Origin of the sequence: Streptomyces sp. NPDC050263, assembly GCF_040655955.1 — a bacterium.
In the GTDB taxonomy this organism is placed as follows: domain Bacteria; phylum Actinomycetota; class Actinomycetes; order Streptomycetales; family Streptomycetaceae; genus Streptomyces.
Genome location: NZ_JBFAKW010000191.1, coordinates 1 through 13,125 on the forward strand (window position 1 = coordinate 1; position 13,125 = coordinate 13,125).

Here is a 13,125-nt window from a genome sequence, read left to right on the forward strand (position 1 = left end):
GCTCCGGGCCGGGTTTTGGCCGCGAACCGAAGGGCAACCGATGACCGCGGCTGAGCGGCCGTGGATGTGTGGGTCCGGGCGCCGTGTTCTCTCTCCCCCCGGCTCGGCGCCCGGACCACAGTCTCTCTCACGTGCGGACGCCGGATTCGGCCACAACGCGGAAAGTCGGACCCCATGAGAATTACGCGCATATTGCCGATCTCTGGCCCCCATAGCGCTTCGGTGGCTCCGCCCGTGGCGGCCGCGCTGGACGCCGTGGAGGGCCAGGAGTGGCTGGACGGGGCCGCCGACTTGATGCGGCAAGGTGTACGGGCTCTGCCGCTGGGGCGGGGGCGGGACGTACTGCGGGGGCTGTGGATCGGCCATCCGATGCATCCGGCGCTGGTGCAGGTGCCCGTCGGGGCGTGGACGTCGGCGGCGGTGCTCGACCTGTTGCCCGGCCAGAGCCGTGCGGCGCGCCTGATGGTCGCCCTTGGCCTGGCCGGCGCCGGGCCGGCGGCGCTGGCCGGGTGGGTGGACTGGGCCGAGCAGCGGCCTCCGCAGGCCCGCGTGGGCCTGGTGCACGCCGCCGCCAACATCACGGCCGTCGCCGCGTACGCGGGCTCCCTCGCCGCCCGGCTGAAGGGCCGCCCGGTCCTCGGACGCGTCCTCGGCTTCACCGGCCTCACGGTCGCCACGGTCGGCGGAATTCTCGGCGGCCATCTCGCTTACCGGCAGGCCGCGGGCGTCAACCACGCCGAGGCGGTGCCGCGGCTGGTCGAGCCCGGCTGGCACCGGGTGGGCGCCCTGACCGAGTTCCCCGCCGGGGAACCGGTCCGCCGCATGGCCGGCGAGGTTCCGGTGCTGGTGGTCGGGGTCCCGGAACCCGAAGGCGAGGCGGCCCAGGTGCACGTGCTGGCCGACCGCTGCAGTCACATGTCCGGCCCCCTGTCCGAGGGCAAGGTCCTCGACGGGTGCGTCGAGTGCCCCTGGCACGGCAGCCTCTTCCGGCTCTCCGACGGCGCCAACCTCCACGGCCCTGCGATGGCCCCGCAGCCCGCCTTCGACAGCCGCGTCACCGCCGACGGCCAGGTCGAGGTGCGCATCACGCCACCCCGGTGACGGCCCGCGGGCGATGGCCGCTGCCGGTGACCTGGCTCGGCGGCAGAGGACGTCCGTGGCAGCGGCCTTCGCAAGGAGGACGGGAGCCCAGGGAGCCCGGGGCGTCGCAGACGCATGACGAGGGAGAGCCGACAAGAGTGACCGTGCCGCTCTGTTCGACATGGACGGCACGCTGGCCGACACCGATTACCTGCACGTCGTGGCCTGGTGGGAGGCGCTCCGGCAGGCGGGTCACCATGTGCCGATGGCGGAGATCCGTGCGATCGGCATGGGGCCCGACAAGCTCCTCGGTCACCTGCTGGGCGACACCTGCGACCATCGCCGTGACGCGGGATCAGTGGCACGCACAAGGCCCTGTACGGGACGTATTCCGGCCCGCCGGACCCGCTGGACGCCGCCGCCGATCTCCTGCGGGCCGTGGCCGCCCGTGGCCGGCGGGTCGTGCCGGCCACCTCGGCCGACGCCGGAAGACTGGCCACCCTGCGGTCCGCCCTGGACGCCGACGACGTCATCGTCGACGCCACCAGCGCCGACGACGTGCCCGCGAGCAAACCCTCTCCTGACCTGGTCGAGCAGGCTCTCGACCGGGCCGGAGTCCCCGTCGGCCGGGCGGTCTTCGTCGGCGACACCGTCTGGGACGTCAGCGCCGCCGCGAAGGCCGGCGTGCCCTGCGTCGCCCTCCGCGCGCCGACTTGGGGGTGCTGATGCGACGCCGGAGCCTCACTCGACGCGGTGCGGGCCGTGGCCGGCTACGCGAAGCCGGGTCTCGGTGGGGAAGTGTTCCCAGCCGGCGGACTCACGGGCGTGCTCCAGGGGTCCGAGGCGCAGGGCGTCCAGGACTTCTGTGGGGGCGCTGTCAGGGGCGAGGGTGAGGGTGAGGCGGGCCTGGGGGCGCGAGGGGCGGCCCGTCACCGTGGCGCTGGCGCGGTGGACGCCGGGGAGTTGGCCGGCGTCGGCGGCGAGGGCGTCGTTCAGTGCCTGGTCGCGTAGTTCCACGCCGTCCTGCGGGGGAGTTCCGCCGACGAGAAGCCGACCCGGGCGGCGCCGGCGCCCTTGGGCCAGCAGCCACCACAGGGAGAGCAGGACGACGAGCGCCAGGGCAGCGATCACAGTCGGCTGCCACCAGCTCTCGTCGGTCCAGCGGGTGCGGTCGGCACGGCTCAACAGGATGTCGTGCGGGGTGGACAGCGGCCAGTCGGCGGGCGGTGTGAGGTTCCAGCGCCGGTAGATGTCCAGACCGCTGGCGAGTACCAGCAGACCGCCGCCCAGCAGCACCACGCCGGCCAGGGCCAGCAGGATCCGGTTCATCGCGGTTCGTGTCTTCATCGTCCCTCCCGCTTCGGGCCTGCCGGGCGAGTCATGTCGTGCGCCGGACGCTGACGGTGAGCCGCGGCCGGTGAGCCAGGGCAAGCTGCCGGAGTTGATCGCGCAGGGCGGCGGTGAGTTCGTCGCCGACATCGTGCGGGTCGCGGAAGCTCACGTCGGCGCGGACCTGGACGCGGCGTCTGCGCACCCGCACCCTGGCCCGGCTGACGCCGGGAACACGCATCGCGGCGTCGCGCAACAGCAAAGCCGCACCATTGCGGTCCAGCACGGCGTGCAGGCGCTCGGAGTCGGCGGGGGCGTCCAGCGGCAGGAGGCGGCGCAGACCGGGGGTGAGCGCCACGATGATCAGCCACAGGCCCAGGACGGCGGCGATGGCGGCGCCGGTGAGCACCCGGACGTCATCCACCGGGCGGGTGGCCAGTTCGTCGGCCAGGCCCTTACGCCAGGCCGCGGCGTTGCTTCCGGCCCGTACCCGGACGACGTCGAACAGCAGCGTTCCGGCGGCGGCGAGCACCACCACGGCCGTCAGCGCCGCCGGGACCCGGCGGGCGGACCACAGACGTGGCGACGAGCTTCCCCCGACGCGGTGCGCCGGGGATCCGGGAGGGGGCTCGCCGTCGGCCGGCTCGGTGCCCGCCGGGCCCTTGGCCAAGGCGACGGCGGTGGCCGATCGCGTGGGCGGAGGCTGTCCTTCGGGGACCGGCCCGCTGCCCCCGTTCGGCTCTTTCCTGTTCTCCAGTTTCTCCGCGGGGACCAGTCGCCGGACGGTCAGGGCGACTTCGATGACGCTCATGCCGGTCAGTCCGCCCACCCGTTCGGCGATGTCGTGCCGCATGCGGCCACAGGCCCCGGCGATGTCGACGGGGTACGGAAGGTCAAGGGACAGATTCAGCCGGGCCGATCCGCCGCGGACGCGTACGGAGGGGCTGGGCGCGGCCAGGCGGCCGCGCCCAGGTGACACGCCCGCCTCCCGTATCAGGGCCTCGCGGGCGGCCCGGCCTGCGATGCGGGCGACCACCCCGTCACGGATGGCGGTCGCGCCACGCACGGCCGGCGGCGGGAGGGGCCGGGGGGCCGTCGCCGCGCCCTCGGCCGGGCCGGCCGGAGGGCCGGGGGAGGCGGATCGCGCGGTCACCGCTGCCGGTCCCGGGCCCGCACGAAGTCGCTGACGTCGACGTCACCCTGGAGGACCCGGCCGACGATCAGGCCTACCGCGCCCAGGGCCGCCACCAGCAAGAACGCCCAGAAGCCGCCGAAGTAGCCGGCGAAGCCCAAGGCCATGCCCACGAGCAGGCCCAGTGTGGCTTTGCTCATCTCTCACTCACTCGTCCCGCCTCGAAGCGTCCCCCGGATCGCCGCGCGTGGGGTGCACCGGATCACTCCACACGCCCCTCGGTCCCCTGCTCCTCCTCGTCGGGCAGGTGTACGTCATCAACGACGATGTTCACTTCCACGACCTGCAGTCCGGTCATCCGCTCCACCGCCGAGATGACATTGCCGCGCACGTCTGCGGCGATGGCCGGGATGGTCAGTCCGTACTCGACGACGACGTCCAGATCCACAGCCGCTTGGCGCTCGCCCACCTCGACCTTCACCCCACGTGTGACGCTGGGGTGCCCGCCGGGCACCCGTTCGCGCATGGCCCCGAAGGTCCGGGCCATACCGGCCCCCAGGCTGTGGACGCCCGGCACCTCGCGGGCCGCCGTCCCTGCGATCTTCTCGACCACGCTGTCCGTGATCGTGGTCCGCCCCCGCTCCTCGGGACGCAAATCGGCACCGCTGCGGGCCTGCGGCTTCCCCGCGGTCTCGCTCTGCTTGCCCTCCTGGTTGGCGGAACGGCCCATGGTGTCTGTCATGCGGATCACCTCGCTCGTTGACGGGCACCCGTACGGTACCCGTCAAGAGGTTGGACATATATGGACCAAAGTCATCACGCCAGTTATATGTGATATGCATCACATATAATGACGAGTATGGCGATAATGCCCAGGCAGGCGCCTCCTCCCGGAGGCCTTGACCGGGCCCCTGACCGCCCTCTGGCGGCCGTGGAGGGCCCCAGCGAGGAAACGAGCGGGCCATGCGGAAACCGGCCGCACCCCTCAGTCGGCAGTCGTCCGACGACCGGCACGACGCACCGGCCGTCGGGAGCACCGGCAGCGCAGAGGCCCTGACGGACGTGGCGGACCGGCTGCTGGCCCTGCGGGCCGGAGAAGGCGACGACGAGGCCTTCGCCGTTCTGGTGCACCGCCACAGCGCGTCGTTGCTCGCACTGTCCCGCCACTTGCTCGGTAACTCTGCGGATGCCGAGGACGCTGTCCAGGAAGCCTTCCTCAGCGCCTGGCGCCGGTTGCCGGAGTTCCGCCACAGTGCCGCGTTCCGCACCTGGATGTACCGGATCGTCACCAACCGCTGCTTCAACATCCTGCGCGGCCGCCCGCCCGTTGTCCCCCTGGAAACCGTCCCCGAACCCGCCGCCCCGGACATGGGCAGCGCTCCCGCGCGCGTCACCGAGACCGATGCCACCATCAGCGCCCTGGTGACAGCGCTCAGAGGGCTGAGCGCTGAACAGCGGGCCTGCTGGGTGCTTCGGGAACTGCACGGCCTGCACTACGACGAGATCGCCCAGGTGATGAACACCAGCCAGCAGACCGTACGAGGCAGACTCTTCCGGGCACGGCGCTCGTTGACGGAGGCGATGGAGCCATGGCGCTAGAAGACGTTCCGTTCTCCGGGCGCTCCGGCCGCGGGCTGCCCCACGAAGGCGACCAGGCAGACGGCTCCGGGTCGCCGCCCGGCATCCCCCTGCCGGCCGGCGACGAACGGTTGCCCTGCGGGCGTCCGCTCAGCTGGGTCTGGGAGCTGGCCCGCGACGCCACCGAGGCTGATCCGCACACCGTCGGCTGCCCGTACTGCCGGCAGGCCGTGGAAGGACTGACGGCCCTGGACCGTGCCACCCGCGCCATGCGCGCCGAGGAACGGCCCGCCGGGCAGACCCTTGCCGAGCGGGTGATGCGCGCGGTTCGCGACGAGGTACGGCTCGGCCGGATGCTGCCGCTGGACGACCCTTCCCTGGACCTGCGAATCGCCGAAACCATTGCCGCGAACGTCCTGCGCCGGGCTGCCGACTCCGTGCCGGGCGCGCGCGCCATCAGCTGCCGCCCGGCCCCTGGCGACGATGGCACAACCGTTCACGTCACCATGACCCTGGCCCTCGCACCGGATCAGCCCTTGCCCGACCGGGCCGCCCTGGTGCGCAAGGCCGTCCTGCGGGCCGCGGACCGAACGTTGGGCCTGGCCGTGACGAACGTCGACCTGGAGGTCGTGGCCCTACTGGAACCAATCCGGCCCGGTGATGCCGGCCGCCGGTCCGGCCAGACCGCTGCCGGGGACGGTGAAGAGCGATGACCCTCACTGGAGAGATGGACCTCTGTCAGGCCACCGCCCGGGCCGCCTTGGCGGTCCCCGGCGTGGCCGCGCTCCAGCCCGGCCTCGGCCAACGGCTGGCCGGTGCGGCCTCCCGAGCCCGGCAGGCCGCCGGATTCCCGGCCCTGCCCGCCCGAGCCGGGATACGGGCCGAACACGCACCCGGTGCCCCCGGCTGGCGGGTGGAGGTTCGCTGCGTCCTGCACGAGGACCGTCGCGTCGTGGACACGGCCCGCCAGGTCCGTGAGCAGGTGCGGGCCGTAGCCGCCGCCCACCTGACCGCGCGTGGCACACCGGAACCCGTCACCGTCCTGGTGACCGTCACCCACCTGGTGGACCCCACGCCGCGAGCCCACCTGCGGTAGTGGGCGGACGCCGGCGGAGGTAAGTCCCGCCGCAGCAGAGGCCCGAGCGGTCCGAGGTCGATGTTCAGATCGTCCTCGGACAAGCCGAAGTGTTCACGCAACTCGGCCATCCGGTCCTCCAGCGCCATGAGGGTCAGTCCGAGCTGCTCCACCTGATGGTCGCTGAGACCCCCCTCGTCCACGCGACGCAGCGCCTGCCGCTCCATCAACTGACGCAGCAGCTCGACGACGGTGAGCACCAGGCCCGCCAGACCGCGTTCCACCGACTCCGGATCCATCCTGACGCGCCGCGTCGGCCCCGGGGCTTTGCCGTCGCTGGTCCGACGGTTTTCCCCCGCAGGGCCGTGCGCCGTCGCGGCCCCCTTCCTGTAATGCCGGTAGTGCCGCGTCGGCTTCACAGCCGGCTCACCGTCCCGCCGCGGGCGACGCTCAGCAGGACGGCCGGTCATCGGACTCTCTCATCGGCGTCGAGGCCCGTGCCGTCGGAGATCCACTCGGCGCGGACCGAAGCCACCAGCGCCCGCAGCGAGATGCGGACCAGGTCGATATCGGCGATGCACAAGGTCACCTCTCCGGTGATCACCACGCCTCCGGCCAGCACCCTGTCGAGCAGGTCCACCAGCGCGATCTGCCGGGACTCGAGCGCGGGCGCGGGCGCGGGCCCGCGCGAGCGCTGTTCGTCGAGCATGGCTCTCACCCCTTCTGTCCGCTGTCGCTGCTTCCGGTGAACGAGTAGGCCGGCCAAGGGCCGCTGAGTTGCAACTGGATCTGCGGGAACCGCTGTTCGAGGGAGGCCACGGCGGTGGCGAACTCCTGCGCGCGGGAGTCAGGCACCAGGTAGGAGTTGTTGAGGAGCATCCATCCCTCGTACTCGGCGAGCCGTGCGTCCTGCGGCGGATGCTCCGCCGTCCTCGCGGCCAGCTCGGCGAGGGCCGTATGGATCGCTTCCGCACACTCCGCGGCACGCAGGTGCGCGGTCTCCCGTTCCCTCTGCTGCGCTCTGCGGCGCAGCAGATAGGCCGTGCCGGGGCTGTCCTGATCGCATGTCCGGTCGCCCGGGGAGTCCGTCACGAACGCCTGCGGATCCGCGTACGCCTTCACACCCCACTCCGTCCGGCCGGCCAGCAGGGCCAGCACGGAATCGAAATCGGCTCGTCGCTCCTCCAGAAGGGAACGGATCCGCGCGTCGTCGCGGTAGACGGTCGCGAACCGCAGGGGGACGACCCGCCCGCCGCGGGCCGCCCTGTCGATCACCCGGTGGTGAGCGCGGACGGCCGCCTCCAGCCAGCTCAGATCCTCCAGGTGGGCGCGGAGCTCCTGCTCCCCGAACTCGCTCAGCGGCACCGACCCGACGACGGCGGAGAGCCTTGCGCCCTCGACGACGCGCACGGGCTCGCCGGCCACGCCCCTCAGGCCGGCCGGAAGACCGGGCCCATTGCCGGACGCCACGGCGTAGAGCCAGGTGGCCGACGCGCCGTTCATGGCCCTGACTCCGTACCGCCCCCGGACCGCCGGCCCGGTGGACGCCGTCGCGGCTCCTCCTCCTGGCGGGGTCCGGCGGTCCGTGGCATCCCGTCAGGGGCCGAGCCACGGCCGGCCTCCAGCTCACCGATACGGCGGCGCAGGCGCTCGTTCTCCTCGATCACGTCCCGCTTACCCGCCGACAGGGTCGGATCGTGCTCCCACCAGTCGATGCCCATCTCCCGGGCACGGTCGACGGAAGCGATGATCAGCCGGATCTTGATCGTGAGCAGTTCGATGTCCAGCAGGTTGATCCGGATGTCGCCCGCGATGACGATGCCCTTGTCGAGCACACGCTCCAGGATGTCGGCGAGGTTCGCCGGCTCGGAGGGGGCAGGACGGCGCGCGGGGCTCAGGCCGGCTCTGCTTGATCCGGCCCAACCCGGGCCCTGGTTCATCGTCACTGGTCATCCGCCCTTCCCCGGTAGTACCGGCGGTCGCGGTGGTACGAGACGAGTTCCCCTTCCTCGTCCACATCGACGCGGTAGACGGCGAGGATGTCGGTGGAATCGGGTATCCGGTGCGTCTCGACGACCTCGATGCCCACCTCCCAGCCGTCCTCGCTGCGCTCCAGGGAGGTCACGCCCTCGGCCGGCTCACCGGTGAGTTCCTGCACATGGAGCGCCGCGTACTGAGCGGCCTTCCGCGCGGTGACGCCCGGGCGCCGACGTGACTGCGGCTCGGGCGCGTGCCGACGGCGTCGTGACTCGTCCGCCTCACCCTCGTCAGCCTTCGGGCGGGACCGCCGGGGCGTCCTGCCCTCCGTCCCTCGGGTCGTCCCGCGGCGCTCCGGAGCCGCCTGTTCGCCGGCCCGGCGCGGTGGCCCGGACTCCTCGGGCACGGAGCGTTCGCGTCCTCTCCCGGGCATGGCTCACACCTCCAGGCCACCGCTCGGGGGCCCCGCCTCCATCAGACGGCGTACGTATTCCTCCTCCAGGTCCGCCGCCTCTTCCTCCGTGATCTCGCCGCTCTCCCGCGCTTCCTGGACTTCCTCCAGGCGCTGACGGATGACCACTGGATCAACGAACTCCCGGTTCGCCTCCTCGTACACCCGCTCAGCGATCCACGCCACGCCGCGGACCGGCGCGAGCGGCAGGGTCAGCAGTCCGGTGAAGAGTCCCATGGCTAACGCCTTTCCTCGAAGCCGGCCATCGCCTCGGTCGCGAAGGCATAGGGAGCGACCGGCCCGAGCAGCCGCAGCCGGATCCGGCCGTACCAGCGACGGGCGAGGTCCTCCGCCGCCTGCTCGAAGGCCGGACGCCGTTCCCGCTCGACCAGGAACGAGACATCCGCGACCGCCTCGGCGGCAGCCGGTTCGCCCGGTGTCACGGCGACCGCGAACGGCGCCAGACAGCGGTCGATCTCCACGGAGTCGCTGTCACGTTTGTCCGCGATCGCCTCGGCCATGAGTTGGCCGAGCTGGATCCTCCGGTAGTAACCGGCATCCTCGGGCATGCTGTTCAGCTCGTCGCGCAGCCGCTGCGCCTCCGGCTGCTCCGCGAGCACCTCCCGCAGCACCTCGTCGTGTACGTACCGGGCTCTGAGTGTGAACTGGGCAGAACCTTCCAGCCTGTCGAGGGCGGCCATAAAGGCGTCGTAACCGCACGCCAGCAGCTCATCGGCCACCGCCTTCTCATCGGGAAGCACCGTCCCGAACCGGAAAGGCAGTACCGTCGCATCCGCGGCCGCGAGCGAGTCCAGCACCTGGGCGTGGGCGCGCAGGTCGTCCGCCGTCCCCAGCGGCCGGTCGGCGGCCACCTCACTCACGACGGCCGCGATCCCGCGATGCCTGACGTAGGTCACCTGCGCCTCGGCACGCCCCACCGCAGGCAGACCCTCCACCACCGTAACGGCTTCGGCCCCCCGGACGACTCCGTAGATGTACCGGCCGCTCTCCGTCCCGGGCGTCTGCGAGTTGGCCCCCGTCATCGGTCCCGTCCCTTATGACGAGCAGGGGATGATGTGCGCCGGGGCTTCGCTTCCACTGGCTCCAACTGCTCCTCGTCCTCTTCCTCTTCCTCGTACTCGCCCTCTTCGTCCTCTTCTTCCTCGGGCTGCTCCTCCTCGGGCTGCTCCTCCTCGTCCTCATCCCCACCGTGAAGGAACTCCTGGGCCTTGTCCTTGACCCCCTCCAGGGCGCCCTTCGTCTTGTGCTCGGCGCCCCCCTCGTGGATCTCATCCATGACCCCGGGCAAGCCACGTGTCTCGGTTCCGCTGCGGGCGAGGTCGAGACGGTTCACCGCCTCTGCGAAGCGCAGATACGTGTCGACGCTGGCAATCACGATCCGGGCGTCGATTGTCAGCAACTCGATGCCCACCAGCGAGACCCGGACGTAGATGTCGATGACGAGGCCCTTGTCGAGGATCAGGTCGATCACCTCGGCCAGACCGCCCGAGGAGGGCCGGTCCAGGTAGCGGTTGCGTTGGCTGGCGACGGTCATCACGCTCACCTGGCCTCAGCCGCGGACCGCCGGCGCCGATGGCTGGCCGGTTTCTCTTCCTCCGCCTCGGGCTCTTCTTCTTCGGGTTCCTCCTCTCCCGGGTCCTCCACCTCCTCTTCTTCCTCCTCGTTACGCGGCTCCTCTTCCTCTTCCTCCGCCTCTTCGAATTCGTCCTCGGGCTGCTCTTCGCCCTGCTCCTCCTCGTCGCGCACTTCCTCATCGGTGCGCACGACCTCGCCGTCGTGTACCTCGCCCCGCCACCCCTGAACCTCCTCGGGGTGCAGAAGTACCTGGCTCATCGCGTGCCGACGGAAGTGCTTCAGTTCGAGCCGTGCCCTGCGGCCCTGAGCACGCCAGAGGTTCCCGGTCCGCTCGAACATGCCCTGCGGGTAGTACTGCAGAACCAGCAGGATCCTGGTGAGGTGCGGCCCGACTTCATGGAAGGTCACCGCCCCGTCGACATGGCCCTTGTCGCCCGTCGACTCCCAGATGATCAGCTCGTCCGGCACCTGCTCGATGACGGTCGCCTTCCACTTGCGGTGAGAGAGGAAGATCTGCGCCTTCCAGTTCGTCTCCGTCTCGGATTCCTGCTCGACGTTCTCCACCTTCTTCATGAAGGTGGGGAAGTCTTCGAACTGCGTCCACTGGTTGTAGGCGTCGGAGACGGCAAGGCCCACGTCGATCTGTTCTACGATGTTGACGACCTTGAGCTTCTTGTTCTTCTTGTCTCCGTCACCGTCGCCCGGGCCGCCGGACAGCGTCTCCTTGACCTTGTCCTTCGTCTGGGAAATGCCGTCGCCGACTGCGGACTTCACCTGCGAGGTGCCCTGAGACAGGAGGTGCTTGCCCCCCGCAAGCGCCATTTTGGCTTTGAGACCGCCATCCAGTCCCCCGCCGTGAGCCAGATCCTGGACCTTGTCCGTCACATTGGTGACTGCTCGCTCTCCGAGGGCGGCGAGGAGGTTCTGCGCTTCTTCCAGGAAGCGGTCGGTAGGCAGTTCTTTGGTCAACGTGCCCAGGCCGCCCGAATTCTGACCGTCCGATCGATCAGTCATACGTCATCACCCTCGGTCTCGCCGTGCGGACCCGCCACTACCGGATGACCCCGAACTCGCGGTCCTGCGACCAGTGGTGGTCTTACGGCTGGCGCTCTTGCTGCTGCTCGCGCTGGTCTTCTTCTTGTCCGTAGCGGGACGAGTCGCCGGCGTCCTCGTACGGCCCTTGCTGCTGGGGGCCCGAGTCCGCGCAGGGCGCCCCCTCTCCCGCTGCTTGGCCTCCTCGGCCGGCTCTTCCTTCTCTTCCTCGCCGGGCTCCTCTTCCTCCTCTTCTTCTTCCTCGTCGCGCGGCTCTTCTTCGTTGTCCTCGGGGTTCTCGGGCTTCTCCGCCTCCGGTCCGGCGCGAAGCGACGAGGCCCGTCGTTGCATCCGGTCGCTCAACGAGTCGATGCGACTGCCGGCCGCAGCCACGGCGGCGGTCTTGCCCGCCGACAGCAACTCGTTGCGCACAGTCTGCGTGAGCTTGTTGATCTCGGGGGACGCCAGGAGTTTCGTCCCCGCCCCGCCGCCAGGACGGAGGCGACTGCCCGCCGCCAAGCCGGCAAGCGCCAGCGCCCATCGCATCTTGTGTGCGCGTCCGAGGAAGTAGCCGCCGGCGAGCCCTAGTGCTACCTGGCCGTTCTTCATGATCTCTGTCTCCTCCTGCATCGAATCGATGCGCTGCCGGAGACCCCGCACTCGCGTCGGATCGTTTCAGACTCGGGCCACATGTTGTGTGCGAGGTCTTTCTGAGGCGTCCCGAATCTTGTCCGGCCGCCTCCGTGGCCCCTGCCCGCAGAATCACACTTATATCCAAGTATTCAGCATTAGAGGCATTTGTCACGCGCGAGACCGCAGGGTGCTGGCCTCGCGTCGTGTGGATCGCCGGGCGGACGGGCGCTCCACGACAGGTCGGCCTGCCACCGGACCTTGCGCTGTTCCTCCTGGTCAGCGAGCTCCAGGATGGCGCCGCCGAATCCCGCCACCCTCCACACTTGAGCCCCAGGTCATTGACCTGGGGCTTCTGTCGTTGTCCAAGCTTCCCCGGCGCGCGCCACGGCAAGCCCTCGTCGAACACCTGCCCCATATCTCGTTGCGGCGGCAGGGCAGCAGCGTGGTGGTCGTGCTGTCGGTGACCCGCAGCCCTCTGGACGCGAAGAAGCCGTCCATGGTGAGCAGCACGTGCAGGAAGGCTCCATCGGATCGGCGGGCCGCGGCGGGTGGTCGTCGGTCTCGGGTTCGATGTCGTTGCGGTCGGCGATCCGCATCACTGCGATGTCCACCTCAGCCGAGCCGAGCGCGCCATAAGGGCCGGGTACGGCGACGCCGACCAGGATGACCTGGTCTGTTCCGAGACTGCCGCGGCGGGGACGCGTTGGCGGAGGACCTCTGTCAGTCCTGCGGTCCGCCCCAACTGTCCGTGAGCATCTCGCCCGGCCGGTTGGGTTCGCGGACCTCGCCGCGCGGGCCCATCTCCTGGAAGTACGGGGCGAGGTCGTAGATCGGGGTCCCGTCCACGGCGTCGAGGTCGGTGACGTGCAGGTCCCAGCCGTCGACCTTCAGCAGTCGGGGAGCGACTGGGCGAGCTGATTCGGTCGGCGGTGGTTGCGGTGGACGAAGTACCAGCGGCCGGCCACCGGGGGTTGTTGTGGGCGCTGCGGGCGTGCGGGGCGACATCGCCGGGGGAAGCCCGATGGAAGTGCCAGGTACGCGGCAGCTCGTGCCTCCAGCGCAGCGATGGCCTGGATCCCACGGTGCCGCTACGGCGGGACCGGCCGGCGCATGTCGACGGCCGCCTACCGCGCCCGCCCCGAGCCTGCGTCTAGTGCCGCGGCAGGCAACGTTTGCCCGTCAAGGAGCGGCGTCCGGTGCGTGCTCTCGGTGTGCCGGCCGGAAGTCCTCGTACTGGACGTA

18 protein-coding genes and 2 pseudogenes are annotated in these 13,125 nt (G+C 70.8%); 5 read left to right on the forward strand and 15 right to left on the reverse strand.

Going from position 1 to position 13,125, the window contains the following annotated elements:
- Nucleotides 1-294: 294 nt before the first annotated feature.
- Both AB0J04_RS43200 and AB0J04_RS43205 read left to right on the forward strand, forming a co-directional pair.
- Nucleotides 295-1,101 carry a Rieske (2Fe-2S) protein gene (locus AB0J04_RS43200; RefSeq protein ID WP_363174211.1) on the forward strand — a complete coding sequence of 269 codons (807 nt, stop codon included), beginning with the start codon at nucleotides 295-297 and terminating at the stop codon, nucleotides 1,099-1,101.
- A gap of 417 nt (nucleotides 1,102-1,518) precedes the next feature.
- On the forward strand, nucleotides 1,519-1,806 hold the full coding sequence (locus tag AB0J04_RS43205; RefSeq protein ID WP_363174195.1) for an HAD-IA family hydrolase: 288 nt from the start codon (nucleotides 1,519-1,521) through the stop codon (nucleotides 1,804-1,806).
- A 15-nt stretch (nucleotides 1,807-1,821) separates the two neighbouring features.
- On the opposite strand, the gene amaP is transcribed toward AB0J04_RS43205, so the two are convergent.
- The 4 genes from amaP to AB0J04_RS43225 form a co-directional block, all read right to left on the reverse strand.
- Nucleotides 1,822-2,427: an alkaline shock response membrane anchor protein AmaP gene (amaP, locus tag AB0J04_RS43210; RefSeq protein ID WP_363174196.1), complete on the reverse strand. Its 606-nt coding sequence runs from the start codon at nucleotides 2,425-2,427 to the stop codon at nucleotides 1,822-1,824.
- Nucleotides 2,428-2,458: 31 nt separating this feature from the next.
- Nucleotides 2,459-3,562 (reverse strand): DUF6286 domain-containing Asp23/Gls24 family envelope stress response protein, encoded by a 1,104-nt coding sequence (locus AB0J04_RS43215; RefSeq protein WP_363174197.1) that lies wholly within the window; start codon nucleotides 3,560-3,562, stop codon nucleotides 2,459-2,461.
- Nucleotides 3,559-3,741: a hypothetical protein gene (locus AB0J04_RS43220; RefSeq protein ID WP_363174198.1), complete on the reverse strand. Its 183-nt coding sequence runs from the start codon at nucleotides 3,739-3,741 to the stop codon at nucleotides 3,559-3,561. The genes AB0J04_RS43215 and AB0J04_RS43220 overlap by 4 nt, the downstream gene beginning before the upstream one ends.
- 62 nt (nucleotides 3,742-3,803) lie before the next feature.
- Nucleotides 3,804-4,271: an Asp23/Gls24 family envelope stress response protein gene (locus AB0J04_RS43225; protein ID WP_363174212.1), complete on the reverse strand. Its 468-nt coding sequence runs from the start codon at nucleotides 4,269-4,271 to the stop codon at nucleotides 3,804-3,806.
- Nucleotides 4,272-4,504: 233 nt separating this feature from the next.
- Between AB0J04_RS43225 and AB0J04_RS43230 the strand changes: the two genes are divergently transcribed.
- The 3 genes from AB0J04_RS43230 to AB0J04_RS43240 are packed head-to-tail and all read left to right on the forward strand — an operon-like array spanning nucleotide 4,505 to nucleotide 6,215.
- On the forward strand, nucleotides 4,505-5,140 hold the full coding sequence (locus AB0J04_RS43230; RefSeq protein ID WP_363174199.1) for a sigma-70 family RNA polymerase sigma factor: 636 nt from the start codon (nucleotides 4,505-4,507) through the stop codon (nucleotides 5,138-5,140).
- The gene (locus AB0J04_RS43235; protein ID WP_363174200.1) at nucleotides 5,131-5,832 is read left to right on the forward strand and encodes a hypothetical protein; all 702 of its coding nucleotides are present in this window, start codon (nucleotides 5,131-5,133) and stop codon (nucleotides 5,830-5,832) included. Before AB0J04_RS43230 ends, AB0J04_RS43235 begins: the two co-directional genes overlap by 10 nt.
- Entirely contained in the window at nucleotides 5,829-6,215 is a 387-nt protein-coding gene (locus tag AB0J04_RS43240; protein WP_363174201.1) for a hypothetical protein, read from the forward strand. The genes AB0J04_RS43235 and AB0J04_RS43240 overlap by 4 nt, the downstream gene beginning before the upstream one ends.
- 23 nt (nucleotides 6,216-6,238) lie before the next feature.
- Here the strand turns inward: AB0J04_RS43240 and AB0J04_RS43245 are convergent.
- From AB0J04_RS43245 to AB0J04_RS43295, 11 genes and pseudogenes are all read right to left on the reverse strand, one after another.
- Nucleotides 6,239-6,664, reverse strand: a pseudogene (locus tag AB0J04_RS43245) (gas vesicle protein K); the annotation flags it as partial.
- Nucleotides 6,661-6,903, reverse strand: coding sequence for a gas vesicle protein (locus AB0J04_RS43250; protein WP_363174202.1), 243 nt, complete (start codon nucleotides 6,901-6,903; stop codon nucleotides 6,661-6,663). The pseudogene AB0J04_RS43245 and the gene AB0J04_RS43250, both read right to left, overlap by 4 nt.
- Before the next feature lie 5 nt (nucleotides 6,904-6,908).
- Nucleotides 6,909-7,697: a GvpL/GvpF family gas vesicle protein gene (locus AB0J04_RS43255; protein ID WP_363174203.1), complete on the reverse strand. Its 789-nt coding sequence runs from the start codon at nucleotides 7,695-7,697 to the stop codon at nucleotides 6,909-6,911.
- Nucleotides 7,694-8,140, reverse strand: coding sequence for a gas vesicle protein (locus AB0J04_RS43260; RefSeq protein ID WP_363174204.1), 447 nt, complete (start codon nucleotides 8,138-8,140; stop codon nucleotides 7,694-7,696). The genes AB0J04_RS43255 and AB0J04_RS43260 overlap by 4 nt, the downstream gene beginning before the upstream one ends.
- Nucleotides 8,137-8,604, reverse strand: a complete 468-nt coding sequence (locus AB0J04_RS43265) for a gas vesicle protein (RefSeq protein ID WP_363174205.1) — start codon at nucleotides 8,602-8,604, stop codon at nucleotides 8,137-8,139. Before AB0J04_RS43265 ends, AB0J04_RS43260 begins: the two co-directional genes overlap by 4 nt.
- A gap of 3 nt (nucleotides 8,605-8,607) precedes the next feature.
- On the reverse strand, nucleotides 8,608-8,859 hold the full coding sequence (ccmI, locus tag AB0J04_RS43270) for a c-type cytochrome biogenesis protein CcmI (RefSeq protein WP_363174206.1): 252 nt from the start codon (nucleotides 8,857-8,859) through the stop codon (nucleotides 8,608-8,610).
- A 2-nt stretch (nucleotides 8,860-8,861) separates the two neighbouring features.
- Nucleotides 8,862-9,665 carry a GvpL/GvpF family gas vesicle protein gene (locus AB0J04_RS43275; RefSeq protein ID WP_363174207.1) on the reverse strand — a complete coding sequence of 268 codons (804 nt, stop codon included), beginning with the start codon at nucleotides 9,663-9,665 and terminating at the stop codon, nucleotides 8,862-8,864.
- Nucleotides 9,662-10,177 (reverse strand): gas vesicle protein GvpJ, encoded by a 516-nt coding sequence (gene gvpJ, locus AB0J04_RS43280; RefSeq protein WP_363174208.1) that lies wholly within the window; start codon nucleotides 10,175-10,177, stop codon nucleotides 9,662-9,664. Before gvpJ ends, AB0J04_RS43275 begins: the two co-directional genes overlap by 4 nt.
- A gap of 5 nt (nucleotides 10,178-10,182) precedes the next feature.
- Nucleotides 10,183-11,232: an SRPBCC family protein gene (locus AB0J04_RS43285; protein WP_363174209.1), complete on the reverse strand. Its 1,050-nt coding sequence runs from the start codon at nucleotides 11,230-11,232 to the stop codon at nucleotides 10,183-10,185.
- A 6-nt stretch (nucleotides 11,233-11,238) separates the two neighbouring features.
- Nucleotides 11,239-11,859: a hypothetical protein gene (locus AB0J04_RS43290; protein WP_363174210.1), complete on the reverse strand. Its 621-nt coding sequence runs from the start codon at nucleotides 11,857-11,859 to the stop codon at nucleotides 11,239-11,241.
- Between the two features lie 744 nt (nucleotides 11,860-12,603).
- Nucleotides 12,604-12,919 (reverse strand): annotated as a pseudogene (locus AB0J04_RS43295) (TrmO family methyltransferase); the annotation flags it as partial.
- Between the last annotated feature and the right edge of the window lie 206 nt (nucleotides 12,920-13,125).

What these genes read in the sequence shown, in the direction of transcription:
- AB0J04_RS43225 (WP_363174212.1), bottom strand. Translation starts at nt 4,271, where the DNA reads ATGGGCCGTTCCGCCAACCAGGAGGGCAAGCAGAGCGAGACCGCGGGG.
- AB0J04_RS43285 (WP_363174209.1), bottom strand. Translation starts at nt 11,232, where the DNA reads ATGACTGATCGATCGGACGGTCAGAATTCGGGCGGCCTGGGCACGTTG.
- AB0J04_RS43200 (WP_363174211.1), top strand. Translation starts at nt 295, where the DNA reads ATGCGGCAAGGTGTACGGGCTCTGCCGCTGGGGCGGGGGCGGGACGTA.
- AB0J04_RS43230 (WP_363174199.1), top strand. Translation starts at nt 4,505, where the DNA reads ATGCGGAAACCGGCCGCACCCCTCAGTCGGCAGTCGTCCGACGACCGG.
- ccmI (WP_363174206.1), bottom strand. Translation starts at nt 8,859, where the DNA reads ATGGGACTCTTCACCGGACTGCTGACCCTGCCGCTCGCGCCGGTCCGC.
- amaP (WP_363174196.1), bottom strand. Translation starts at nt 2,427, where the DNA reads ATGAAGACACGAACCGCGATGAACCGGATCCTGCTGGCCCTGGCCGGC.
- AB0J04_RS43220 (WP_363174198.1), bottom strand. Translation starts at nt 3,741, where the DNA reads ATGAGCAAAGCCACACTGGGCCTGCTCGTGGGCATGGCCTTGGGCTTC.
- AB0J04_RS43290 (WP_363174210.1), bottom strand. Translation starts at nt 11,859, where the DNA reads ATGAAGAACGGCCAGGTAGCACTAGGGCTCGCCGGCGGCTACTTCCTC.
- gvpJ (WP_363174208.1), bottom strand. Translation starts at nt 10,177, where the DNA reads ATGACCGTCGCCAGCCAACGCAACCGCTACCTGGACCGGCCCTCCTCG.
- AB0J04_RS43250 (WP_363174202.1), bottom strand. Translation starts at nt 6,903, where the DNA reads ATGCTCGACGAACAGCGCTCGCGCGGGCCCGCGCCCGCGCCCGCGCTC.
- AB0J04_RS43265 (WP_363174205.1), bottom strand. Translation starts at nt 8,604, where the DNA reads ATGCCCGGGAGAGGACGCGAACGCTCCGTGCCCGAGGAGTCCGGGCCA.
- AB0J04_RS43240 (WP_363174201.1), top strand. Translation starts at nt 5,829, where the DNA reads ATGACCCTCACTGGAGAGATGGACCTCTGTCAGGCCACCGCCCGGGCC.
- AB0J04_RS43255 (WP_363174203.1), bottom strand. Translation starts at nt 7,697, where the DNA reads ATGAACGGCGCGTCGGCCACCTGGCTCTACGCCGTGGCGTCCGGCAAT.
- AB0J04_RS43235 (WP_363174200.1), top strand. Translation starts at nt 5,131, where the DNA reads ATGGCGCTAGAAGACGTTCCGTTCTCCGGGCGCTCCGGCCGCGGGCTG.
- AB0J04_RS43275 (WP_363174207.1), bottom strand. Translation starts at nt 9,665, where the DNA reads ATGACGGGGGCCAACTCGCAGACGCCCGGGACGGAGAGCGGCCGGTAC.